Raw genomic sequence first — 25,271 nt, 5'->3', positions numbered from 1 at the left:
ACTAGAAAAGTGAGATTGAATTGTCTAGGATGGTTAATGAAGGGAGTCGATGAGAGTGTTGTTAAAAATAAATGAGTTATCAGGAGGATATGGAGCAAAAAAAGTCCTCCATGATATCAATATATCGGTAAACCAAGGAGAATTGGTCGGCTTAATCGGTCTGAACGGTGCCGGAAAATCAACGACGATTAAACATATCCTCGGTTTGTTGCCGGTCAAGTCAGGAGAAATCTTGATCAACGGTGTCAGTTTAGAACAGGATGAACAAACATACCGGAAACAAGTCGCCTACATTCCAGAGCAACCGATGTTGTATGAACAATTGACTTTACGTGAACATTTGCGCTTGATGGCGCAAGGATATGCAGTGGAGGAAAAAAAAGCTCAGGAACGAATCGATCATTATGCAACCCGGCTTCGGATGACTAAACAGTTAGAGTGGTTTCCAAGTGTTTTTTCCAAAGGAATGAAACAAAAAGCAATGATTCTCTGCGCTCTGGTGACGGGCAGTGAGTTGTTGATCGTCGATGAACCGTTCGTCGGACTGGATCCGCTCGCCATTCGTGAATTGTTAACGATTTTCAGTGAATTAAAAGCGGACGGTAAAGGAATCCTGATGTCGACGCATATTTTAGAGACGGCAGAACGTCATTGCAATCGGTTCATCTTACTGCATGAAGGGCGGATCGCTGCAGAAGGGACAACCGGAGAACTTCGAGATCGGTACGATTTGAAGGACGGCTCCCTTGATGATATCTATGTCGCGGCCATCGAGGAGGCCGAACGATGACAAGTTCCGTTTTATGGCGCACACGATACCAGGCTGCTATGGCGGAAATGACGAAATATACCCGGTATATGGCGAACGGCGGGTTGCTGTTTACCGTCTATTTCGTCGTCTTGTACGGCCTTGTCGTGTACGGACGATTTTTAGATCAACTGGATCCGTCATTCCCAGGAAACCTGGTAATGGGCAGTCTGTTCATCTTCTTAGCCTTTTATCGCTCGACACGAACCTTTTTAACCGAAGCGGACCAAGTCTTTTTGCTTCCGAGTCTGCCACACCTTACCGGTTACATGAAGCGGGTTCGAACCTATAACGCTCTGTTTGGCATGATCCGGGCAGTCATCCCGTTTCTCGCTGTCGCGGTCTTATATGTTCGGACAGAAGAAACTTCACCGATCGGGTTGTTCAGTTTGTTTGTAGCCCTAAGCATGATTGGTGCCGCAGCTAACTTATCGAAACTCGAAGGGGTCGGTCATCGGATCGTCCTCTTATATGCAACCGGTGCCGGCGTTCTCGTCATGCTGGGAATGGGTTCGTTCAGCATCGTGGTGACGAGTCTGTTGTTGCTGACACTTCATTTGAAAAAACAGGATCAGTTACCGTTGATGGACTGGATTGCACTGGAACAGGAATCACGTGACCGTTTTTACCGCATCGCAAACTGGTTTGTCGATGTTCCGCGATTGTCGACGACATATAAGCGCCGGCGTCTCTTAAGTCTTCTGGTAGAAAAAATCGGGTTTGACCGTAACCGGACATTTGACTATCTGTACATGAAACAATTCATTCGAAGTACGGACGGGATCGGTTTGATTATTCGTTTGACCTTAATCGGAGCCGTCTTCATGTGGCTTGGAAAAGACAATGAATGGTTAGTCGTTCTTGCTGTTCCCGCCTTCAGCGGACTGACGAGCTTTCAATTGGCTCCGTTTACACGGGCAATCGACTCGCATCTGTTGACCCGCTTGCTGCCGTTTGGAGATGCGACGGCTTCAAAACGGAAAGTTCTTCGGATTACGTCGTTTTTACAAGTGTTGGTTTTGACATTGATCGGGTATCTGATCAGCGGTTTTTCGACCGTCGTCGCAGGCGCTGTTTTAGCACTCGTTGTTGCTGAATATTACGCCAGAAAAAAATAACTGTAGCATCAAAGAAAAAATCCCCCTCTGCCATCACGGCAAAGGGGGATTTGAGGATACTGCTCAATTGACTTTTTCGGTCGATTCTTCCTGTTCATACGCAGGGTGCAACTCTTTGCTGACCGGTGCCGGGAGATCGTAAGAGGCTTGTCCGTGCTCGGCGACATCGAGTCCACGCAGTTCATCTTCACGTGTGATTCGAAGACCGATTGTTACGTCGAGTAACTTGAGGAAAGCATAACTTAAGACACTGACGACGACGACTGCGAAGACGACACCAAGAGTCTGAACCCCGAGTTGTGTAAAACCACCGCCGTAAAACAATCCGGCTTGACCAATTCCTGTGATCTCAACCAGTCTCGGTGAAGCGAAGAATCCGGTAGCGAGTGTGCCCCAAATCCCGGCGACACCATGCACAGAGAAAGCACACAATGGATCATCGACACGACGGGCAAGCAGGATACTTGTACCGTACGTGATGACACCGGCCAGGAAACCAATGACGACGGCTCCCCACGGTTCGACGAAGGCACAAGCTGCTGTGATGGCGACGAGAGCAGCCAGGACGCCGTTGATGATCGACGGGATATCTGCGACCCGGCGATGCCAGAAGGAAATGGCAAGTGCACCGAGTGCTCCGGCAGCCGTCGCAAGCAAGGTTGTCAAGGCCACATAGCTGAAGAATCCGTCAGCAATCGTTAATGTCGAACCGGCATTGAAACCGAACCAGCATAACCAAAGGATGAAGGCGCCGACGACGGAGTAGATGACGTTATGACCGAGTAAAGGTGTTTGTTCAGCACCAATCCGTTTTTTCAGGATCAGAGCAGCGACGAGAGCGGCAATCCCGCCTTGCAAGTGGACGACGGTTGAACCGGCGAAATCCTGCATTCCGAGCGAACCGAGGAAGCCGCCGGCCCAAACGGAACGGGCGATGATCGGGTAGATAATGGCGACGAAGAACGTCCCGAACAACAGGTAGACAGATAGTTTTGCCCGTTCCGCAAACCCACCCCAGGCGATAGCAAGGGAGACGGCAACAAACGACAGTTGGAAGAGGAACTTGACATCGATTGTTACATTTGACCAGTCAAGACTAGAAAATCCTCCTTGGAGGAAAAATCCTTCTGTGCCAATCAAACCAGGACCATCACCGAACGTCAGTCCGAATCCGATTGCCCAAAAGGCAAGGGCGGCAACGGAGAAGCTGATTAATTGCTTAACCGCGACGTGCCCGGCGTTCTTTGCCCGTAACATTCCTGTTTCAAGTAATAAAAATCCAATCTGCATCGTAAAGACGAGTAAAGTGGCGAATAAGACATAAAACGTATCAACCGAGACTAGCATTTCTTCTAAGTTCATCGTCGTTCCTCCTTTATCAATTTAAAGTATGTGTTTACTTTAGACGGAAATCCTTTCCAAGAAACGTCTTGTGTCAGAAAATCTGACATGGTATTTTGAAGGAAAGGAGTGACGAAGATGAACTACCGGGAGAAGAAGGTGATGACGATTGGGATTGTCTGCGAATTGACCGGGTTATCGGAACGTCAAATTCGTTACTATGAAGAACGGAAATTGATTTTTCCGGAGCGGACGAACGGGAAAACAAGAAAATACTCGTTTACAGATATTGAACGATTGGTAGAAGTTGCAGAAAAGATCGAAGATGGGTGGCGGACACATGAAATCCGCGAGAAGGAACGGAAAGTAACGGAACAGCAACGTTCCGATTTAATTCGTGGACAGTTGAATGCTGCCTTCGGACTTTATAAGAAACGGTGAACATTTGATGAACGCGTAACAGAACTGTAATTTTGTAAACGATTTATTGGCACACCGTTCTGAATTTCAGATATAATGTTTCTGTGTTCACAAACTTATCGTGCGTTATTTTGGGGCGTTAGAACGAGTATAAAGGGGTAGTTATGATGAAAAACTTTAATGATACATTTTTGCGAGCCATTCGTGGCGAAGAAGTAAGCCATGTACCGGTCTGGTATATGCGGCAAGCAGGTCGGTATCAAGCGGAGTATCGTGAAATCAAAAAGACACGGACATTGTTTGAGATTACCCATGACCCTGAGTTGTGCGCCTATGTCACAGAACTACCAGTGAAGCAGTTGGGAGTCGACGCAGCGATTCTTTATAAAGATATTATGACACCGTTGCCTTCGATGGGTGTCGACGTCGAGATTAAAAGCGGCATTGGTCCTGTCATCGCTAACCCGATTCGGACAATGGATGATGTTCAAGCGCTCCAACCATTTAAAAAAGAAGATATTCCCTACATTTTTGAAACGATTAAGCTGTTGCGTGAACGTCTTGAAGTGCCGTTAATCGGTTTTTCGGGAGCTCCGTTTACACTAGCCAGTTATATGATCGAGGGTGGTCCGTCAAAAGGCTACCATAAAACGAAAGCATTGATGTATGGTCATCCTGATGTATGGCATGCTTTAATGGAGAAACTCGGAGATATGGTCATTGATTATATCAAGGCACAAGTCGATGCCGGTATCCAGGCATTCCAAATCTTTGATTCGTGGGTCGGGACGACAAGCCGAAATGATTATGTCCTGTATATCAAACCGACGATGGAACGTATTTTTACGGAATTAAAAGAAACAGGCGTTCCGATGATCATGTTTGGTGTCGGAGCAAGTCACTTGGCGGAAGAATGGCATGATCTGCCGCTCGACGTCGTCGGACTCGACTGGCGGTTGTCGGTAGATGCAGCACGTGAACGCGGACTGACGAAAACCTTACAGGGAAATCTGGATCCCTCTTACCTGCTTGCCCCTTGGGAGATTCTCGAAGCGAAAACAAAAGAAATTCTTGATATGGGAATGAAACGTCCCGGTTTCATCTTTAATTTAGGACACGGTATTTTCCCGGAAGTGGATCCGGAAGTCTTAAAACGTCTCACTGCATATATCCATGATTACTCGAAAGAAAAAATGGAGGTAGCGAAATGAAAACATTAGGATTACTCGTCATGGCGTATGGTACGCCCTACAAACCGGAAGACATTGAGCGGTATTACACACATATCCGTCGCGGACGGAAACCGTCTCCAGAAGCATTGGCTGAACTGACAGAACGGTATGAAGCAATCGGTGGTGTTTCACCGCTGGCGCAAGTTACGATCGATCAAGCGGAAGAATTACACCGCCAATTGTCGGAAAAATATGCGGGCGAAATCGAATTCAAACTGTATTTGGGTCTGAAGCATATTGAACCGTTCGTCGAGGATGCTGTAGAACAAATGGCGAAAGACGGTATCACAGAAGCAGTCACGGTCGTACTTGCACCGCACTACTCGACGTTCAGCATCCGTTCATACAACGGTCGGGCGAAAGAAGTGGCAGATAAACACGGCATTCATTTGGCTTCTGTTGAGTCATGGTACAAAGAAGAAGCGTTCATTGACTGGTGGGGTAAAGAAATCCGGAAAACGTTTGATGCATTACCGGTACCGGAAGAAAAAGCGGTCTTGGTCGTGTCCGCACACAGTTTACCGGAAAAAATCATCGCGAACGGTGATCCGTACCCGGAACAATTAAAAGAGACAGCAGATCTGATTGCGGCACGTGCCGGTGTCAAACATATGATCACAGGCTGGCAATCAGCCGGACAAACGCCAGAACCTTGGCTAGGACCAGATGTACAAGATTTGACGCGTGACGTTTATGAAGCAAAAGGGTATGAAGCATTCGTCTACGTTCCTGTCGGATTCGTTGCCGATCACTTGGAAGTCCTGTTCGACAATGATTATGAGTGTAAAGTCGTCTGTGACGAACTGGGCATTCATTACGCACGTCCGATTATGCCGAATGCAGATCCTGCCTTCATGAAAGCAGTCACCGAGGCTGTTTCGAAACAGGTCGGCAGTTATGTCAAGTAAACGTCTCGTCATCGTCGGCGGTGGTATTACTGGTCTTGCCGCTGCCTATTACGCAGAACGTACTTTTCCTGATTTGAACATCACGTTGCTTGAAGCCGGAGAACGTCTGGGCGGAAAAGTCGCGACGTACCGAGAAGATGGTTTTACGATTGAACGCGGACCGGATTCTTACGTCGCCCGAAAACATATTTTGACGGATTTGATTGAAGCAATCGGACTGGGTGAAAAACTGGTCCGAAATAACACGTCCCAAGCTTTTATTTTGGATACGGGTGGTCTTCACCCGATTCCTAAGGGGGCGGTCATGGGAATTCCGACGGATCTTGATCTGTTTCGGGAAACGACGTTACTGACAGAACAGGAAAAACAGGAAGTCGCTGACTTGTTGTTACATCCATCGGAGGAGTTAAGGATTCCTGAACAGGACATTCCGCTCGGAGAGTATTTACGTCCGCGGCTCGGGGATGCACTAGTCGAAAAACTGATTGAACCTTTGTTATCCGGGATTTATGCCGGTAACATCGATCAGATGAGTACGTTTGCGACGTATCCCCAATTCGTCGCGAACGAACAAAAAGCCGGTTCATTGTTTGAAGGGATGCGTTTAATGCGTCCGCTCGATCAATTGCCGCAGACTCCGCAAACAACAATCAAAGCGACGGGACAGTTTTTATCGCTTGAAACAGGACTCGAATCGTTGATTGAACGATTGGAAGAGATGCTCGAACGTTCGGAAGTGCGGCTGGAAACGCCATTGCTTGAGATTTCACGTGAAGACGGACGCTACCGGTTGAAAACGGATCATGGTCCGGAGTATGCAGATTACGTACTCTTGACGATTCCGCATCCTCAAGTCGTCAAATTGTTGCCGGATGCCCACTTGCCGGAGCTTGAACAGTTGACGACGCACTCGACGGCAACGATTACGATGATTTTTGATCAACAAGAGTCGTTACCGATTGAAGGAACAGGTTTTGTCGTCAATCGACGGGCACCGTATTCCATCACGGCCTGTACGGCGATCGATCAAAAATGGAATCATTCCGCTCCGGATCATACGGTCCTGCGTGCATTCGTCGGTCGACCGGGCAATGATCATTTGGTTTATGAATCAGATGAAGTTCTGCAACAAGCTGTGTTGCAGGATTTAGAAAAGATTTGCGGACGGGCATTAGAACCGAAACAAGTCATCATCAGCCGGTTGGTAGATGGTCTTCCTGCATATACAGTCGGTCATGCCGATCGAATTCAGCGCGTCCGGGAGGAAGTATTGGCACAATATCCCGGCATTTATCTCGCAGGACTTGCCTATGACGGGGTAGGATTGCCGGATTGTGTAGCCAGTGCAAAAACAATGGTTGAATCAATTGAATTGGAACAATCCCACGCGGATGAATCCGTCAATGAAACGTAAAATCTTATCCAGTGCAGGAAACTCCATCTTTTTTAGGAGTTTCCTGCACTTTTTTGTTTTATTTACTTTGAAAATAAGGAATACCTTATACATTGCAGCGGGAAAAGGTGACAGGTAGAACAAAGGAGGAGATCCAGTGCTTGACGTGTTGAGTACGATGCTCGTCATATTGGCTTACGGCTTGATTATCATGAATTTATTGGCGGTCGTCACCGTTATTTTTTTGGAACGACGAGACATTGGCGCAACATGGGCATGGGTTTTGATTTTGTATTTTGTTCCGTTGATCGGGTTTCTGATTTATTTATTTTTTGGACGTCTCTTGAAAAAAACAAATTTTTATCACGTCGAACAAACGGAACAACAAGAACAATCACGACGCGTGACGCTTCAATTAACCGAATTGGATAAATTCGAGACACAACAGCGTCATCCTGCTATCGTCCGGTATGACCAACTGATCCGGATGAATTTAGCCTCGAACGATGCGTTGCTTAGTTTTAAAAATGAGGTCGTCATTTTATCGGACGGCGAGCAAAAATTTAATCGGATGATGACCGACATCGTAAATGCGGAACACGAAATTAACATTCAGTACTACATCATTCAAAAGGATTCGCTGGGACAAGCATTGATTGCCGCTTTGACACATAAAGCGAAACAAGGAATCAAAGTCCGGTTGCTCTATGATGCAGTCGGTTCCCGGGATTTGAAACGGTCCGACTTTAAGGAATTGATGAAATACAACGGGGAAGTGTTCGCTTTTTTCCCGCCGACAATCGGTTTGATCAACTTCCGTCTCAACAACCGGAACCATCGGAAGTCATGTATCGTCGACGGTAAGATTGGTTATATCGGCGGCTTTAACGTCGGAACGGAGTATTTAGGGATCGACGAAAAATTCGGCTACTGGCGCGACACGCATTTCCGGTTAGAAGGAGAAGTCGTCCACAATCAACTGGACCGGTTCATTTTGGACTGGAATCAGGCCAGTGACAGCTATACGGCAAAAAATGCTTTTTATTATGGCGCCCATTCGATTGAACAGGAGCTGCCGATGCAGATTGTGACGTCGGGTCCGGATTCAAGAACGGAACATCTCAAAAATCTGCTGATTAAAATGATTTTATCCGCCAAACAATCGATTTATATTCAGTCGCCTTACTTCATTCCGGATACCAGTTATATGGACGCCTGCAAAATGGCGTTACTGGCAGGTGTCGAAATCCGGATCATGATTCCGAACAAGCCGGACCATCCGTTCGTCTATTGGGCGACGACGGCAGCGGCCGGTGAGTTGATTGATTATGGGGCGAAAATCTATACGTATGAACCGGGGTTTCTCCATGCGAAAACGATTGTTGTCGATCGGGAAATCGCATCCGTCGGAACGACGAACATCGATGCCCGGAGCTTCAGATTGAACTTTGAGATGAACTCGATCGTCTACGATCAGCATGTTGCAGAAGAACTGGCCCGTCTGTTTGAGGCAGACTGTCTTGTCTGTGAGCAACTGACGGCTGAAAAATATGCAAAACGATCCCGACTCATTAAGTTTAAAGAGAGTATTTCCCGATTGTTGTCTCCGATCCTTTGAGCGGCATCAAAAGGGTCGGAACAGGAATATCATGCTGAAAATGGTATAGTAAAATGGAAAAAGATAAAGGAGAGTGAACGTTTTGGCAAAAGCAATCAAATTATTGATCTCAGACATGGATGGTACGGTGTTATCCAGTAAACAGAAAATAGAACCGGAAACGATTGCGGCGATTGAAGCTGCAAAAGAACAAGGCATTGATTTTGCGATTGCGACAGGACGGAACTACTTAAATGCGAAAGAACTGACGGATCAGGCAGGAATCACGTGCCCGATCATCGCGTCTAACGGAGCGCGTGTCTTAACAGCCGACGGCGAAGAGCTGAGTGCGACGACGCTGACGACGGAACAGGCGCAACAAATTTACGGCATCATCAGTCAATATGAAGTTTTCTTTGAAATGTTTTGTGACAAAGGACTTGTCACAGCACAAGGGGCGACGATTGACGCGGCCTATGATTCGCTGAAGGAAATGAGTCAGGAAAGCGACCGGGCAAAAAATGTGTTGGAATTTTTCCATGACCGCTATTATGTCAACGAAGATGTGAAAATGATTGATGGTTTCCGTTCGTTCATCCGTAACCAAACTAACCAAGTCTTTAAATTCATTTCTTTCTCTTTTGATCAGGAGCTGATGAAGAAAATCTGGGAAGAAATCGAACAAAAAGTGGAGGGTGTATACGTGACGTCGTCCGGTCATGACAACATCGAAGTCATGGCACTTGGTGCCGATAAAGGAACAGCGGTCAAAACACTGGCAAAGCACCTTGGAGTGTCGATCGAAGAAGTCGCCGTCATCGGGGACAACTTGAATGATGTTCCGATGTTCAAAGTGGCCGGTATGGCGATTGCGATGGGGAATGGTCATGACGACGCAAAAGCGATTGCCCATCAAGTGACGAAAACAAATAATGAAAATGGGGTTGGCTATGCGATTCGTCAGTTGGCTGATCGGGCATGGACGTAAAATGAGAGGGGCAACCGGCAGTGTTCAAAGCGTTTAAGGAGTTTGCGTTTCGCGGAAATGTCATTGATTTGGCGGTAGGGGTCATCCTCGGAGCTGCCTTCAGTGGCATCATCAAATCTTTGGTCGACAGTATTTTCATGCCGTTGATCGGTATTATCATCGGTGGAATTGATGTCAAAGGATTGTCCGTCGAGGTCGGAAATGCTAATTTGTTATACGGTCAATTTCTGCAAGCGAGCATTGAGTTCATCTTGATCGCTTTCGCCTTGTTTTTGTTTGTGAAAGGCATCAATGCTTTTCGTCGGAAAGAGGAGACGACGGAAGAAGTCGCAGCTCCGACGACGGAAGAAAAATTGCTTACGGAAATCCGTGATGCACTGGTCCGTCAAAATGATGAACGCATGACATGATCAACAAAAGACTCATTTTTCACCGGACGAGCTCCAGTGGAAAATGAGTCTTTTTTAAAGAATCGTTAACAGATGGTTTTCGGAACAGACTTGCAGGGACAGTTGCTTATCGATGCCCTTATCAAACTGAATCTCGAGAACGTCGTCCATTACATGAACAATCGTTCCCTCACCGAAGGATGTATGCCGGATCCGCATGTTCTTCTCGACGGCAAGAAGGGGACCGGCCGGTTGGTTGTTCAAACGTGAAGCGTAGCGGGCTTCTTTTTGTGCCTTTTGATCCGGGTTGAGAATCTGCCGGATATTTGCGATGAATAAGGATTCTTCGACCGGTTTTGATTTATAGCGGTAAGACAACAGATGAAGGTCATGACGTGCCCGTGTCATCCCGACATAAAACAGACGGACGGCTTCTTCCATTTCTTCGAGTTGCCCGTCTTTATACGATTTAATGTTATCAGACGACGGAAGAACACCGTTGATCAGATCAATCATGAAGACACGGTCGAACTCAAGTCCCTTCGCACTGTGGAAAGTCGACAGCGTGACGGCATTTTGCTGTTTGTTCGATTTTGCTTGACGCATGAGTTGTTCGAGGTGGACAATCCGTTCCTTAAAGGCAAGGGAGGTCGGAAGATCACTTGCGACATTTTCAATCGTGTTGAGCATTTCAAGTAAAAAATCAATGCTGAATCCAAGACTGTCACTCATTTTCCTCAGATTTTTTTCATAACCGAGTTCATTACGGATCAGTGCCAAAGCAGCGGCAGGTCGGGCGGTTTGTATAGCGTTGAAGACCGATTTAATGGTTTTGAGCTGTTTTTTTTGATAAAACTTCATCTCGACATGTTGAATCAACACATCAAATACATTTTCGCCGTTTCGTAATTCATACAGACGCTGTAATTGAACTTTTGAGATATAGCCTGCAAATTTCGTATGAATTTGCGCCAAAACATCCACATTAGAAGGGTCGTTGGCCAGTTCGATGAAATGTAAGATATCCTTTAAAACCCAATGGCTAAAGAATTTATGGTCGACGTCCTTGATATAAAAAGGGATACCGGCTAGATCAAGGGCATTCATGATATTGATCGAGGACGAGTTGTTGCGGTATAAAATCGCTACTTCTTTAAAATTCGTTTCCTCGCGTAATTGACGAATGACATACCGCGTTTGGTCTTCGTACGCCGGTAACGTTTCAACGGTGATGGCACGGGAAGAGGGATTTTCCGTATACATCTTCTTCGGATAACGGACCTTATTACGCTGGATGAACCGATTGGCGGTTTCGACGATTTCTTTAGAGGAACGATAGTTTTGTTCCATGTACAATACAGTCGCATCGGGATACGTATCCTTAAAATGGATGATTTTTGATACATCTGCACCGCGCCAGCTGTACAGCGTTTGATCATCGTCGGCGACGACACAAAGGTTATTGTGAGGCAATGCCAGTTTTTCGACAAGTTGATGCTGGACTAACGACGTATCCTGACTTTCGTCCGTTAAAATATACTCAAAACGCCGTTGGTACGATCTAAGCAGTAACGCATCTTCTGACAGAATCGTATTGGCATACGTCAACATGTCATCAAAGTCCATCAGCGGATGGAGGGGATCCCGCAGTTTAAATTGTTCATAAGCAGAGTAAATCTCTGGAAAATGCTTAATGGTCGTTTTTAATGTTTCAACATCCTTCGTTGCCAATAACCGATTTTTAACGAAAGAAATCATTCGCAATAATTCATCCATCTGATCTTCCGTAATGACGCTCCGGTTAATTTCTTGGAAAATCCGGCGAAGAATCATTCGTTTATGCAACGGCTGTTCCGGACGATGTGTTGCCGATTTTTCAACGGCTCCTTCGATAATCGTATACTGAAGGCGATGTGTTGCCGCATAATCACGGACGACTTGAAAGGCAAAACTATGGATTGTCGAAAAGGAAGCCGTCGTCCCGATTAAATGATGAAACCAATCGTGAAAACGTTCTGCCATCTCATGAGCAGCAGCTTTACTGAAAGTTAATCCGAGAATGGACCGGGGATTCACCTTTTTCTCGAGAATCAAATAGGCAATTTTAAAATTCAATGTTGTTGTTTTTCCTGAACCCGGGGAAGCGAGTAATAGGAGCGGACCTCGATCGTGCTCAATCGCTTGGCGCTGGACCGTATTTAATCTGGTCCCGGTTTCCATCTCCATGCGTTCAAAAAAGTCTGGGGACATCGGTTTATTCACCTCTTACCTTTGTAAACTCAATTTTCTTTTCTTAGTTTAGCATTTTCAGCCGGACAATTGATTAAGTCTACACAAGAAGTGGAATATAAGTAAAGATAAAAACTTTTACAGGAACGTTCCTGAAGCATTGGCTAAAACATCTAGAACATGTAAAATGGAAATAGATGTAAGGGGAGTGTTGTGTCTCCTTGACTAATGGAAGGCGGAAAAAGTATGTCTCAAGTAAAGCTGTTTATGTATACGAACGAACATTATGAACAATGTGATGCGTTTATTCTTCCGGAAGAACAAATCCAATTTACGACATTTCCGACCGAGGTCGTATCGGAAGCGTTAAACAATCCAGATAAGTTTCCTGTCGTCATTAAAAAAGAAAAGGAAGTCGTCGGATTCTTCATCCTGCACTTAAATCCACCGAAAACACACCGGACAGATGAACGCAGTGTCCTGTTACGGGCTTTTTCAATCGATGCACGACATCAGCAACAAGGATATGCCAAAGAAGCAATGATGCAATTACCGGCATTCGTGAATGAGCATTTTCCGGAAGTGACAGCAATTACGTTAGCGGTCAATAAAAAGAATATCGCAGCAAAATCCTTGTACTTCAAAACAGGTTATGTGGATACGTTACAATCTGTCATGGGCCCGATTGGCGAACAACACATATTAGCCTTTGATCTTCAAAAAGAAACAGCTCCTCAATGAAAAGCACATTCCTCAGCTGATCTGTGAGGAATGTGCTTTTTTGTTGGGAAGATAATCATGAATGGCTTACAGGCTGTAAATAGCTAATTGAGCCGTCGCATCACCTGTCAGAACGATGCCCTGGCTCGTCGTTTTCGGGAAAATCCGGGCGGAAGCAACAGCTTCTCCGTCATTTAGAAATACTTCGATTGACGAACGATCGACGAAGACCCGTAATGTGTGCAGCGATTCAGTCAATATAACGGAACGAGTCGTACCATATTCGAGGGCCGGCACTTCTGCCCCTGATTGTCCGCGGTCAATGGTAAATCGATTCGTTTGTTGATCGTATCGAAGAACGGTTTCTTCCTGCTCGCTGACACGAAGCTTCACTTCCAATTGGTCGGAAGAAAGTTGCAACTGGGACAACTCAAGCTCGAAAATTTCTGCTTGTGCAGGCAGGACTTCACGGACCAACTCCAGTTCCTGTTCGTACAACGTTTCTTTACGGAGTGATATCAGTTCCTGAACGGGTTTTTGACGCAACTGCTGATTTTCAAGTGTCAGTTCTCGCGGCAACGTCAAACCGTGTGCCCAGTTATAACGGTCGCTTGGATACGAGATGTCAGGTAAACCCATCCAGCCGACAAGAATCCGGCGTCCGTCTGCTGCAAGTGTCGTCTGGGGAGCATAAAAATCAAATCCGAAATCAAGTTCCACAAAATCTTCATGTTGGAAAGCAAGCTCGGGAAGGGCGAGTGGTTGTCCCATCAAATATCCCGACTGGAAGATGTTTTGGTAACGATCTCCTTCGGGAGCAATCCCTTGCGGACTGAACAGTAATAATCCTTTTCCATCCAGTTCAAAATAATCAGGACATTCCCACATGTAACCGAATTGATCGTAACGGGTGACGAGTTCGCCCATCAAGGTCCAGCTTTCCGCATCTTCGGATTGATACATGACTGTACAGCCGGTCAAATCGTCACGTTGAGCCCCAATGATGCAATACCATGTACCATGATGCTGAAACACTTTAGGATCACGGAAATGCTCGGTATAGCCGTTTGGAACGGTTGGAATGGCAGGAGGCAGATGCTTGTCAATCCGGCCGTCCGAACGAAGGTGGCCGACGATTTGACTCGTGTGGCGCTTCCAATCTGCATCCCGTTTGTTTCCTGTATACATGATATGGACCTGATCGTTTTTAATGAAACCACTTCCGGAGTAAGCCCCGTGTGAATCAGGATCATCGTTTGGAATAAGGGCTGCTCCCTCATCAAACCAGTGCACTAAATCCTTTGAAGTCATGTGGTACCAGTATTTCAATCCATGAACGGGGCCGAGCGGGAACCATTGGTAAAAAAGATGATACGTTCCATTGTGATAAACAAATCCGTTCGGATCGTTCAACAAACCGGTTGGGGGTTGAATGTGGAAAGAAAACCGCCAAGGTGAGTTGCGTACTTCTTCTTTCATGAGTTGATACACTTCCGGTGCAAGATCGGAAAGCGGGCGATAGCGTGCTTCGCGTGTCCACTGATTCATGCTGTCAGCTCCTTGTTGTAAGTAGTTGGGGATTGCTTCTTCTATGCGTTCACATTACGAAGAAGCGGTGATCTTGTCAATGACGCCTCTTAATGATGGAAGGTCAAGCATCCTTTGCCTCGGTGTTTGGAATCATACAAAGCAAGATCTGCACGGTGAATGACCTGTTCGATCGATTCTTCTGTCGAACGAATGGCGACTCCGATACTCGCTCCAATAAATAAAGTCTGTTGATTCAAAAGATACGGGTAAGAAAGCGTGTGGATGATATCTTTTCCGTACCGGTCGATTTCCTCCGTCGAAATTGGTTCGTTGAGGATGATTAAAAATTCATCACCGCCAAGCCGTGCCGTAATCCCTTCATAGCGTAAGGATTTTTGAAGACGATCCGCAACTTCAATCAATAATAAATCGCCCATCGCATGCCCGTATTGATCGTTAATCGCTTTGAATCCGTCTAAATCGAGATACAGGTAAATCTGATCATGAGTTTTGAGAGACAGTTCATCCAGATAATCAGATAAACCATTCCGGTTCGGCAGCCCGGTCAAAGCGTCATGAAGGGCAAGTGACTCGTAGGTCGTTCGTTCTTGTTCGGTATGGGTCAATTTCGTCGTCAGTTCGCGTAACGCGAAGGACAGTACTTCTATCTCACGAATCCCGGTATGTGACGGAATCGATTTTGACCGATCGTGTTGCATGGCTTCTGCTGCCTGCGTGATTTTCTTTAGGGGGCGAGTCAACAACCGGGCTACGAACCAACCGATGATGGCAGTCAGCAGAGAAGCGATCAATCCGGCAATCAAGATGTAATTTCTCAGAGTGCTTGCATCTGAAAAGGCAACTTGACTCGGTTGGCGGACGAGAACGGTCCAGCCGAGACCGTCGTAGTTTTTATAGCCTTTACTTTTGGCGACACCGGTTAAGTATTCCTGCCCTTTTTCCCAATCGGAAATCCGGTATCCTTTTTGATTTCCGGTCAACCAGGCAGACGGTAAGTTTTTTCCGCGCCACTGCTTCGGACCGAGAAGGACCGTCCGGTTTTGTTTACTGACAATGAAGAATTCGACATCTTTAATCTGTGCGGTGGAACTTTGGAAGCTTTGTTCGATTTCCTTCGCCCATTCAAAACTGAGATGTGCGGCGAGGACACCACTCATTTTTCCGTTTATAAATAACGGTGTGCTGATATCGACGAACTGTAACGGTTCGCCGCTCGGGTTGGGAAGTAGTTTAGCCAGTAAAACAGCATCATGTACATCTCCGATAAACGGTTTTTTTTGTGCTTCTTGAAAGACAGGACGCGCTTTGATTGACTGACCTTCTAGAATTTTCCCTGTCGACGCAACGACTTGTCCATCCGGATCCATGACGCCAATCCATGAGAAGTCAGGGATTTGTTGTTGCAACTGTTCAAGCGTATTGCGTGTTTCAGCCGGATTTTGTTCGTCACGAATCGTCGGTAACGTCCGTAAGACATTCACTTCAGCAGTACGGGACCACATATAGTGATCCAGTTTATCGGATAACTGATAGGCAGTGGCAGACAAAGTCGTTCCTACCTCATCCTGCAGACGGTCTGTTGCACGATTGCTGATTAAAAACGTCAAGGAAAGTGTCATGACGAAAAAAAGACCGGCAATCAATAAGGCGAGTAAAACATCAAAACGGATAGAAAATGTTTTCATAATAAACTCCAATTCCATTAATGAGATAAACAGGATTCTTCTCATTATTTTAGCATATGATCATCGGATGATTTCATTTTGATGAAAACTTCGACGGGTTGATTGTGATTGGATTTTCCATATCGTTCGAAGCGGAAACCGAGATGTTCCCAAAAGCGATGTCCTGATATATTTGCAGGTAGGACGGCTAGACGAATGACAGGACAATCCTGTAGATGGTGTTCGTGAAAAATCCGATAAATCATCGAACCGATACCCTGCCGGTGCAGTCTTCCAGGTATTAAAAACAAACCGATCCAGGTGGAGTGATCGGTTGGGTGTTCCGGTAAATAATCGATGAGGGCAAGTATATCTTCCCCGTCAAGACAAAGGAGGCTAATCGTATCGGGATTTAAAAATTCTGCTTCTAATTCGTGTTCTGATAAAGGAAGTAATCGACCTTCCAGTTGAACATAGTGCGGGTTTTCAGCATAGATGGATTGAATGGTTGGAAAATCTTTTTTTGTCACAGGAACGAATCGAAGTGGCATCCGGATTCCTCCAGTTAAAGAGAGTAGTGAATATCTTTTAGTATACGATTTTTAATTGGAAATGGATTACATAATTGTAAGGATAGGAACTTTTTTACGTTGAATCACGTACACTGAAGTAAGAAGAACAGCAAGAGGAGGAAATAAGATGCTGAAAATCGAACACGTATCAAAACGTTTAGGCAAAGAACAGATTTTAAAGGATGTCAGCTTTGAAGTAGCACCGGGAGAAGTATTTGGATTTCTTGGACCAAACGGGGCAGGGAAAACAACGACCATCCGAATCATTACAGGACTAATGGAACAGGATGAGGGGACAGTCACCGTCAACGGTTTTGACGTCGTCCATGAACGCTCGAAAGCATTGACACAAATCGGTGCTATCGTCGAAAATCCGGCATTTTACACATACATGACGGGAAAGCAAAATCTTGTTCATGCCAAGAATCTGATTCCTGGTCTGACCCAGGTGGATTATGAGGCATTAGCGAAACTTGTCGGTCTTGAAGGAAAACTGTCGAAAAAAGTCGGTGAATATTCACTCGGGATGAAGCAACGTCTTGGAATTGCCCGGGCCTTGTTACATAATCCGCGGGTTTTGATTTTGGATGAACCGACGAATGGACTGGATCCGGCCGGGATTGCCGAACTGCGCGAATATCTCCGGGCAATGGCACGCGAGCAGGATATCGCGATTTTGATTTCCAGCCATATGTTAGGTGAGATGGAACAAATCAGTGACCGGTATGCGATCATCGACCAAGGTGTCATCAAATCGGTCGAGTCTGTCCGAAATGAGACAGGAGCCAAAATCATGATTCGTGTTCCGGAAAATAATGTACGCGACGTCATTGAAGCGTTACGGATTGCCAACTATCCGGCAGAACGCTTGAACGACCACATCATTATCACGGCACCTGAAAGTGAGACGCCGGCCATCGCTCGATTGATCGTACCGATTGCCGATTTACACGAACTGATTGTGAAACGGATGACACTGGAAGAACAATTCTTGCAAGTTACGAAAAAAGAGGGGGATTCACATGCTTTCGCTCATACAAAATGAATGGATGAAATGGTGGACGATGAAAAAATCAAAAATCGTCTTAGCTCTATACGTCGTTATCGTCGTCGGACTTGTCATTATCGCGAAAATGAATGATTTTGACATGACCCGCAGTGATTATTATACGTTGGTTTCGACGATTTTATTCGGCCTGCTTGGTATCATTACGATTGTCTTCACGGCGGAAACCGTCGGGAATGAAGTCCGCTACGATACGATGAAACACTTATTGATGAGTCCATATTCGCGGATGATGATTTATTTTTCAAAACTGTTGTTCTCAATTTTAGTCATGCTTGGACAATTCATCTTCATCGCGGTCATTACGTATGCTGCTTCGTTTGCCTTTTCTGAAGCCGGTGACAGCATCCAGTGGCGTGATACAGTGTTGTCGCTCGTTAGTCCGGTTTTTACAATTTTCATGACGTTATTCTTCTCACTTGTCTTCCGCTCTGTCGGAATGATTATCGGCTTTACCGTGCTCGCCCAGTTCTTTACGTCGATTGTCGGGAATGTGTTACTCGCCTTCAAACCGGAAATCGCGAAATGGATTGTTTTGATGCATTTGGACTGGTCGATGTACTTCAAAGGCGCCTTGACATACGGAACGGCAGAACCGATGGGAACGACATTGACGTTTTCTGTCATCTTCGTTCTGGCGCACATCTTGGTGTTATTCGGCGGATCAATCCTGATTTTCCAAAAAAAATCATATCTTTAAATCTAAAAAAATCCTGTCTCCACTGTGACATTCACAGCGCGGACAGGATTTTCTTCGTCAGGTAACACGACGGGTGATTGGAAATGTCTTTTGGAAAAATTCAATCAGGGGACCATTTAACACCAGAAAGACGAACGTTCCGACACCGATCCCGATCAATTCGTGTTCGACGAACGACAAGATGCTGGCAATCAAAAAAGGAATTGCCAAGCTGACCGTTGCACCAATCGAAGTACTATTGAATCGGCTGATCAACGACTTCATCAAGTAATCGGGCGGCATCAGGACGAAACCGATTTGCAGATACAGGGCAAGTCCCAGCGAAATCAGCGGCATCCCGATGATCATATACAAAATACGCGCCCACAAGGCGACCGGTGTATAGAGGAGCTGGTGAATCGATAAAAAGAAATCAATCGCTGTCCCGAACAGGACGACAAGGGAAAAACTAAGTAAAATCGTCCACCAACTGAAACGGCTGCCCAGGAGTAAAGCACTGATCAGCGCAAAAATATGCAGGACGACGATGGCGAGTCCGACGGTCAACGGCGAAATTCGGGCTAACGCTTCACTGGCAGATGTCCACGGGGCGCTCCCGATAGCGGCCGTGACCATGAAGCTGTTGCCGAGGGCGTTGATAAGGATGGAAAATAAATAAATGATGATTCTTTTTTGTTGACTCATGCGAGGCACAGGGGAAAAGCTTCTCCCTATGCTTCTCACCTCCATTTCAAATCAGTATCGTTAAGCTATACCCTAATTTAATCGTTCTTTTCATTTGTTTTCATAAAAAGAGGATTGCGGAAAACATTGCGGAGACGACATACTAAGAACAAATCAAAGAAATGAGGACGCTATATGACGTACTTTGGTCAAAAGATTCTACCGTCTGTCAGAAAGTTGGAAGACTTTGAAAAAATGTTGAAAAGTCCTTATGAGTACGGTGTACTACTCGAGATGCATGTCTCGCGTTTAAAGGCCGTCTATGAATTGGCACACCGGTATGATAAAAAAATGTTTTTGCATATGGATTTAGTCCAAGGATTAAAAAACGATGAATTTGCGACCGAATATGTCTGCCAGGAATTAAAGCCGTATGGGGTCATTTCGACAAAAGCGAGCGTCATCTTAAAAGCCCGTCAAAAAAAGGTCAAGACGATGCAACGGATGTTTTTACTTGATTCGAGTTCACTTGAAAAAAGTTATCATCTTATGGAGCGGACGCAACCTGATTATATCGAAGTATTACCGGGATTGATGCCGAAGTATATCGAAGAGGTCAAACGAAAAACCGGCAAACTGGTATTCGCGGGTGGATTGATTGATACCGTTGAGGAAGTAGAACAGGCAATCGCGGCTGGAGCATCGAGTATTACGACATCCAATAAAGAGTTATGGAAATACTTTGAACCAAACAAATGAAAACGCTATGATAAAGATCACGTAAATCGTTTGACAGCGTTTTCATCGATTGTTATAGTGAAAACAAGTTGATACGAAGTGACGGAGAAATCGGAGATTCACGCTTTCACGCTTTTTGAGAACATTCAAAAAGCCGAGGCGCGAATCTCTTTTTTTGTTGCTTTTTTCACATACAAAGGGGGAAACACATATGTCACCGGTACTAGCAGAATTTTTAGGAACAGCGCTTCTCGTAGCATTCGGGAACGGTGTCGGAGCAGGTGTCACATTAACCAAATCCTACGCAAAAGACGCCGGCTGGATCGTCATTACGTTAGCCTGGGGGTTTGGAGTGGCGCTCTCTGCCTATGCGGTGGGTCAATTCAGTGGTGCCCACTTGAATCCGGCCGTAACACTTGGTCTTGCTTTTGACGGATCTTTTTCCTGGGCAGACGTTCCGGGATACATCGTGGCACAAATATTAGGCGGAATTGCCGGAGCGAGTATCGTATTCGTTCATTACTTACCACACTGGGCAGAAACGAAAGACCCGGCGGCAAAACTGGGTGTTTTCGCGACATCACCTGCGATTCCACACACATTTGCGAACGTCATGAGTGAATTGATTGCGACATTTTTGCTCGTCATTGGAATTTTATCGATTGGAGCCAATACGTTTTCAGACGGTCTGAATCCACTAGTTGTCGGTGTCTTGATTGTCGGTCTCGGAATGTCATTTGGGGGGACGACGGGATACGCAATGAATCCGGCACGTGATTTAGGTCCGCGGATTGCACATTTCATTTTACCAATTGCAGGAAAAGGTTCTTCTGACTGGGGTTATGCCTGGATTCCGGTACTTGGTCCGGTTCTTGGTGGAAGTCTCGGTGGATTGTTTTACCGATCTGTCTTCTCCGGGAAAGATACACCGGCATTTGTGATTGTCGGACTTGTGACAATCATCATATTAGGTTTATGCTATAAATTCGGTGTTCGTCCGAATAAATCAACGTCAGTGAAGTCGAAGTCAGCTTGAGCTTAACTTACTAGATACAAAGGATGGGGAAGAGATGGAGAACTACATTTTGTCATTAGATCAAGGAACAACGAGTACACGGGCGATTTTATTCAACCGTTCTGGAGAAATCGTTCATTCCGCACAACGTGAGTTTACGCAGTACTTTCCAAAACCGGGTTGGGTTGAACACAATGCTAATGAAATTTGGGGGAGTGTCCTTGCAGTTGTTGCAACCTGTTTAACGGAAGCTAACGTTAAGGCGACACAAATCGCCGGGATCGGTATCACGAACCAACGGGAAACAGCAGTCGTCTGGGAGAAAGAGACTGGAAAACCGATTCATAATGCAGTTGTCTGGCAATCGAGACAAACAGCTGAGATTTGTGAAGAGTTGCGGAGTGCCGGTCATGCCGAACTATTCCGTGCAAAAACAGGTTTATTGATTGATGCCTATTTCTCCGGAACAAAGGTAAAGTGGATTCTTGATCATGTAGAAGGTTCACGGGAACGGGCAGAACGTGGTGAACTGTTGTTTGGAACAATTGATACATGGCTGATTTGGAAGTTGTCAGGCGGTAAAGCCCATGTCACGGATTATTCCAATGCCAGCCGGACGTTGATGTATAACATCCATGAACTGAAATGGGATGACGAATTACTTCAGCTTCTCGATGTCCCAAAAGCGATGCTTCCTGAAGTCCGTCCGTCTTCTGAAGTTTATGCCCATACAGCTGGCTATCATTTCTTCGGTGAATCGGTTCCGATTGCCGGAGCTGCCGGAGATCAGCAGGCTGCTTTATTCGGTCAGGCTTGTTTTGAAAAAGGAATGGCGAAAAACACATACGGAACGGGCTGTTTTATGTTACTGAACACAGGCGACAAAGCTGTGACATCGGAACATGGTCTCTTGACGACCATTGCCTGGGGAATCGACGGAAAAGTCCAGTATGCGCTCGAAGGCAGTATTTTTGTGGCCGGTTCAGCGATTCAATGGTTACGGGATGGTCTTCGCCTGATTAACGATGCGAAGGAAACGGAAGCTTACGCGACGCGTGTGACGTCTTCAGACGGTGTTTACGTCGTTCCTGCCTTCGTTGGTCTCGGGACACCTTACTGGGACAGCGATGTCCGTGGTGCAGTCTTCGGTCTGACGCGTGGAACGGAAAAAGAGCACTTCATCCGGGCGACACTTGAGTCACTCGCGTATCAGACGCGTGATGTCTTGACGGCGATGGAACAGGATTCCGGAATCGAAATGTCTGCCTTACGTGTCGACGGCGGGGCCGTTAAAAATGATTTCCTCATGCAATTCCAGAGTGATATCATTCAAGCACCGGTCGAGCGTCCGGAAATCAATGAAACGACGGCTCTTGGGGCGGCATATCTTGCAGGACTGGCTGTCGGATTCTTTGAGAATCAAGAACAGATTTCGGCGCACTGGAAGATGGATCGTCGCTTTGAGATGAATATGGCGGAAGCAGAGAGCGAAGATCTTTACGCCGGATGGAAAAAAGCTGTTCAAGCGGCGATGTTGTTTAAATGATGTGACATATGTTATATTAGGTACAAGTTAATAAACCGGTCGGAGAATATGGAGAGACCACAGCAACAGTTGACACCGTCAGTCTGTTTGTTGTGGTCTCTTTTTTTTCGAACCTATACAGGAGGAACTATTCATGGCAAACCAACAATTTTCAAGCAAAAACCGTGCAGAGGTCTACAATCGATTAACGCGTGAAGAACTTGATCTACTTGTCGTAGGTGGAGGAATCACGGGAGCCGGGATCGCTCTCGATGCCGCGTCACGTGGCATGAAGATTGGACTCGTTGAGATGCAAGACTTTGCAGCGGGAACGTCAAGTCGTTCAACGAAATTGGTACATGGTGGTTTACGTTATTTGAAACAATTCGAAATCCAAATGGTTGCCGAAGTCGGGAAAGAACGGGCAATCGTGTATGAAAACGGACCACACGTTACGACACCGGAATGGATGTTGTTACCGATGCATAAAGGCGGTACATTCGGACCGTTCAGTACGTCAATCGGATTACGTGTTTATGATTTCCTGGCAGGCGTTAAACGTTCAGAATGGCGTTCAATGTTGTCAGCCAAAGAAACATTGGCAAAAGAACCGCTTGTAAAACAAGACGGTCTAAAAGGCGGCGGTTACTACGTCGAGTACCGGACAGATGACGCCCGTTTAACGATCGAAGTCATGAAAGAAGCGGTTGCTCACGGAGCACGTGTCGTCAACTACACGAAAGCGGAAGAAATTCTGTATGAAAACGGAAAAGTCGTCGGAATGCGTGTGACGGATCTTGCGACAGGAGACGTACATGAAATTCGTGCGAAAAAAGTCGTTAATGCAACCGGCCCTTGGGTCGATGAATTGCGTGAAAAAGACGGTTCGAAAGTCGGCAAACAACTCCGTTTGACAAAAGGGGTTCACGTCGTCATCGACCAGTCAAAATTCCCGCTGAAACAAGCCGTCTATTTCGATACACCGGATGGCCGGATGATTTTTGCCATTCCACGTGACGGAAAAGCGTATGTCGGAACAACGGATACGTTCTTTGACAAAGACACATCACATCCGAAATTTACAGTCGAAGACCAGGAATATGTTCTCGATGCAATTCATTACATGTTCCCTGAAGTGAAAGTGACAGCCGAAGATGTGGAATCAAGCTGGGCTGGTGTTCGTCCATTGATTTATGAACAAGGAAAAGACCCGTCTGAAATTTCGCGGAAAGACGAAGTATGGCAGTCTGAATCCGGTTTGATTACGATTGCCGGCGGAAAACTGACAGGCTACCGTAAAATGGGTGAGCACGTCGTTGATCTTGTCGCCAAATTATTAAAACAAGAAACAAACCGTGCCTATGCACGATGTGCGACAAAAAACATGCCGATTTCAGGTGGCCATGTAGGAGGAGCAGCCGGGTACGCGAAGTTCTTGAAATCACAAGCACCAGCAAACGGATTAACATCAGAAGAAGTGTTATTCCTTGCGAAACGATACGGTTCGAACATACCGGTCGTTCTTGAATATGCGGCAGAGTATGATGCGGCGGAAACAGAATTACCGCGTGATGTCTATGCGCAGCTTCATTACGGAATCAACCACGAAATGGTGGCACGTCCAATCGACTTCTTCATCCGTCGGACCGGCGCCGTCTTCTTCGATATTTCTTGGGCACGCCAGCATAAAGAAGCAGTCATCAAAGAGATGGCCCGTCACTTGAACTGGACAGCTGCACAAACAGCAGAATATACAAAAGAACTTGAAATCGAAATTGAGGACGCGGCTCACGCACTCGTCACAGAATAAATACTTGTTCGACAAAAACTCCTTTGCTTTTCGCGAAGGAGTTTTTTACTGTCCTATGAAATCAGATTCATTGCAAGCGAACGCCCGGGCGATTATGCTAAATGTACATGATAACTACATGAAGGAGAGGGAACACGATGAAAGTTGAAGTCTGGTCAGATTATGCCTGCCCATTTTGTTATATCGGTAAGAAACGTTTGGAAAAAGCGATTCAGGAGAATGGAGCAACAAACGTTGAAGTGGAATTTAAAAGTTTTGAACTTGATCCGTCAGCACCGGAAACACCAACGATGGGATTGTACGAAATTTTAGCATCAAAGTACGGGACATCAGTTGATCAAGCTCGATCAATGTCGCAAGGTGTCGTCGATGCGGCGAAAACTGATGGTCTGTTCTATGAGATGGACCGCGTTGTTCCGGCAAACACATTTAAGGCTCACCGTCTGACTCAACTTGCGAAAAAGCATGATAAGATGGATGAAGTATCAGAAGAGTTATTCCAAGCTTATTTCATGAACGGGGAGAACTTAAACGACGATTCGATTTTGATGCGAATCGCGACTGCTGTCGGACTCGATCCAACAACGGTAAAAACCTTCCTCGCATCTGACGAGTCTTCCGATGAAGTGCGTCAGGAAGAAGATATGGCTCGTGAACTCGGTGTGACCGGTGTCCCGTTTTTTGTATTTGACCGGAAGTATGCCATTTCCGGAGCGCAACCTGTTGAAGCATTCAGCCAAGTATTGGACCGGGTGCAACAAGAACAAAAAGTAGAGATTGTCGCTGAAGGTGATGCCTGTGGAGTTGACGGCTGTAACTAAATT

General features: G+C 46.0%; 23 protein-coding genes. 17 read left to right on the top strand and 6 right to left on the bottom strand.

What is annotated here, in order from left to right; genetic code table 11:
- Positions 1-49 precede the first annotated feature (49 nt).
- Complete coding sequence (locus DVG79_RS09600) at positions 50-790, top strand: ABC transporter ATP-binding protein (protein ID WP_114596501.1); 741 nt, start codon at positions 50-52, stop codon at positions 788-790.
- Entirely contained in the window at positions 787-1,926 is a 1,140-nt protein-coding gene (locus DVG79_RS09595) for an ABC transporter permease (protein ID WP_114596500.1), read from the top strand. Before DVG79_RS09600 ends, DVG79_RS09595 begins: the two co-directional genes overlap by 4 nt.
- 63 nt (positions 1,927-1,989) lie before the next feature.
- Here DVG79_RS09595 and DVG79_RS09590 read toward each other — a convergent pair whose 3' ends face one another.
- Positions 1,990-3,288: an ammonium transporter gene (locus DVG79_RS09590; RefSeq protein ID WP_114596499.1), complete on the bottom strand. Its 1,299-nt coding sequence runs from the start codon at positions 3,286-3,288 to the stop codon at positions 1,990-1,992.
- A gap of 117 nt (positions 3,289-3,405) precedes the next feature.
- Between DVG79_RS09590 and DVG79_RS09585 the strand changes: the two genes are divergently transcribed.
- The 7 genes from DVG79_RS09585 (at position 3,406) to mscL (ending at position 10,215) form a co-directional block, all read left to right on the top strand.
- Positions 3,406-3,708 carry a MerR family transcriptional regulator gene (locus tag DVG79_RS09585; protein WP_012369603.1) on the top strand — a complete coding sequence of 101 codons (303 nt, stop codon included), beginning with the start codon at positions 3,406-3,408 and terminating at the stop codon, positions 3,706-3,708.
- Positions 3,709-3,851: 143 nt separating this feature from the next.
- Positions 3,852-4,898, top strand: a complete 1,047-nt coding sequence (hemE, locus tag DVG79_RS09580; protein ID WP_026829088.1) for a uroporphyrinogen decarboxylase — start codon at positions 3,852-3,854, stop codon at positions 4,896-4,898.
- Entirely contained in the window at positions 4,895-5,827 is a 933-nt protein-coding gene (gene hemH / locus DVG79_RS09575; RefSeq protein WP_114596498.1) for a ferrochelatase, read from the top strand. Before hemE ends, hemH begins: the two co-directional genes overlap by 4 nt.
- A complete protein-coding gene (gene hemG, locus DVG79_RS09570) occupies positions 5,817-7,241 on the top strand; it encodes a protoporphyrinogen oxidase (protein ID WP_114596497.1) in 1,425 nt (474 codons plus the stop codon). Before hemH ends, hemG begins: the two co-directional genes overlap by 11 nt.
- A gap of 136 nt (positions 7,242-7,377) precedes the next feature.
- On the top strand, positions 7,378-8,838 hold the full coding sequence (gene cls / locus DVG79_RS09565; RefSeq protein ID WP_233494568.1) for a cardiolipin synthase: 1,461 nt from the start codon (positions 7,378-7,380) through the stop codon (positions 8,836-8,838).
- 73 nt (positions 8,839-8,911) lie between these two features.
- A complete protein-coding gene (locus DVG79_RS09560; protein ID WP_369835034.1) occupies positions 8,912-9,805 on the top strand; it encodes a Cof-type HAD-IIB family hydrolase in 894 nt (297 codons plus the stop codon).
- A gap of 20 nt (positions 9,806-9,825) precedes the next feature.
- The gene (gene mscL, locus DVG79_RS09555; RefSeq protein WP_114596495.1) at positions 9,826-10,215 is read left to right on the top strand and encodes a large-conductance mechanosensitive channel protein MscL; all 390 of its coding nucleotides are present in this window, start codon (positions 9,826-9,828) and stop codon (positions 10,213-10,215) included.
- A gap of 54 nt (positions 10,216-10,269) precedes the next feature.
- Here the strand turns inward: mscL and DVG79_RS09550 are convergent, their stop codons facing one another.
- Positions 10,270-12,444, bottom strand: a complete 2,175-nt coding sequence (locus DVG79_RS09550; protein WP_114596494.1) for an ATP-dependent helicase — start codon at positions 12,442-12,444, stop codon at positions 10,270-10,272.
- Between the two features lie 225 nt (positions 12,445-12,669).
- Between DVG79_RS09550 and DVG79_RS09545 the strand changes: the two genes are divergently transcribed.
- Positions 12,670-13,164 (top strand): GNAT family N-acetyltransferase, encoded by a 495-nt coding sequence (locus tag DVG79_RS09545; RefSeq protein WP_114596582.1) that lies wholly within the window; start codon positions 12,670-12,672, stop codon positions 13,162-13,164.
- A 66-nt stretch (positions 13,165-13,230) separates the two neighbouring features.
- Here the strand turns inward: DVG79_RS09545 and DVG79_RS09540 are convergent, their stop codons facing one another.
- From DVG79_RS09540 to DVG79_RS09530, 3 genes are all read right to left on the bottom strand, one after another.
- The gene (locus DVG79_RS09540; protein ID WP_114596493.1) at positions 13,231-14,691 is read right to left on the bottom strand and encodes a glycoside hydrolase family 32 protein; all 1,461 of its coding nucleotides are present in this window, start codon (positions 14,689-14,691) and stop codon (positions 13,231-13,233) included.
- 89 nt (positions 14,692-14,780) lie between these two features.
- The gene (locus DVG79_RS09535) at positions 14,781-16,379 is read right to left on the bottom strand and encodes a sensor domain-containing diguanylate cyclase (protein ID WP_114596492.1); all 1,599 of its coding nucleotides are present in this window, start codon (positions 16,377-16,379) and stop codon (positions 14,781-14,783) included.
- A gap of 44 nt (positions 16,380-16,423) precedes the next feature.
- Positions 16,424-16,909 (bottom strand): GNAT family N-acetyltransferase, encoded by a 486-nt coding sequence (locus DVG79_RS09530; RefSeq protein WP_114596491.1) that lies wholly within the window; start codon positions 16,907-16,909, stop codon positions 16,424-16,426.
- A 148-nt stretch (positions 16,910-17,057) separates the two neighbouring features.
- Between DVG79_RS09530 and DVG79_RS09525 the strand changes: the two genes are divergently transcribed.
- Together DVG79_RS09525 and DVG79_RS09520 are read left to right on the top strand one after the other, a co-directional pair.
- On the top strand, positions 17,058-17,975 hold the full coding sequence (locus tag DVG79_RS09525) for an ABC transporter ATP-binding protein (RefSeq protein WP_114596490.1): 918 nt from the start codon (positions 17,058-17,060) through the stop codon (positions 17,973-17,975).
- Positions 17,953-18,696, top strand: a complete 744-nt coding sequence (locus DVG79_RS09520; protein WP_114596489.1) for an ABC transporter permease — start codon at positions 17,953-17,955, stop codon at positions 18,694-18,696. Before DVG79_RS09525 ends, DVG79_RS09520 begins: the two co-directional genes overlap by 23 nt.
- A 57-nt stretch (positions 18,697-18,753) precedes the next feature.
- Here the strand turns inward: DVG79_RS09520 and DVG79_RS09515 are convergent, their stop codons facing one another.
- On the bottom strand, positions 18,754-19,380 hold the full coding sequence (locus DVG79_RS09515; RefSeq protein ID WP_114596488.1) for a YczE/YyaS/YitT family protein: 627 nt from the start codon (positions 19,378-19,380) through the stop codon (positions 18,754-18,756).
- Positions 19,381-19,554: 174 nt separating this feature from the next.
- On the opposite strand from DVG79_RS09515, the gene DVG79_RS09510 reads away from it, so the two are divergent.
- The 5 genes from DVG79_RS09510 (at position 19,555) to DVG79_RS09490 (ending at position 25,268) form a co-directional block, all read left to right on the top strand.
- The gene (locus DVG79_RS09510; RefSeq protein WP_026833733.1) at positions 19,555-20,118 is read left to right on the top strand and encodes a glycerol-3-phosphate responsive antiterminator; all 564 of its coding nucleotides are present in this window, start codon (positions 19,555-19,557) and stop codon (positions 20,116-20,118) included.
- Positions 20,119-20,308: 190 nt separating this feature from the next.
- Positions 20,309-21,133: an MIP/aquaporin family protein gene (locus DVG79_RS09505; protein ID WP_114596487.1), complete on the top strand. Its 825-nt coding sequence runs from the start codon at positions 20,309-20,311 to the stop codon at positions 21,131-21,133.
- 34 nt (positions 21,134-21,167) lie between these two features.
- Entirely contained in the window at positions 21,168-22,658 is a 1,491-nt protein-coding gene (glpK, locus tag DVG79_RS09500) for a glycerol kinase GlpK (RefSeq protein ID WP_114596486.1), read from the top strand.
- A gap of 133 nt (positions 22,659-22,791) precedes the next feature.
- A complete protein-coding gene (locus DVG79_RS09495; protein WP_114596485.1) occupies positions 22,792-24,447 on the top strand; it encodes a glycerol-3-phosphate dehydrogenase/oxidase in 1,656 nt (551 codons plus the stop codon).
- Between the two features lie 137 nt (positions 24,448-24,584).
- On the top strand, positions 24,585-25,268 hold the full coding sequence (locus DVG79_RS09490) for a DsbA family oxidoreductase (RefSeq protein ID WP_114596484.1): 684 nt from the start codon (positions 24,585-24,587) through the stop codon (positions 25,266-25,268).
- Positions 25,269-25,271: the final 3 nt, after the last annotated feature.

The sequence above is a fragment of the Exiguobacterium sp. RIT594 genome, from assembly GCF_003339585.1.
In the GTDB taxonomy this organism is placed as follows: domain Bacteria; phylum Bacillota; class Bacilli; order Exiguobacteriales; family Exiguobacteriaceae; genus Exiguobacterium_A.
The sequence above is the reverse complement of the archived record's forward strand: the minus strand, read 5'-3'. Positions and strand labels throughout refer to the sequence as shown.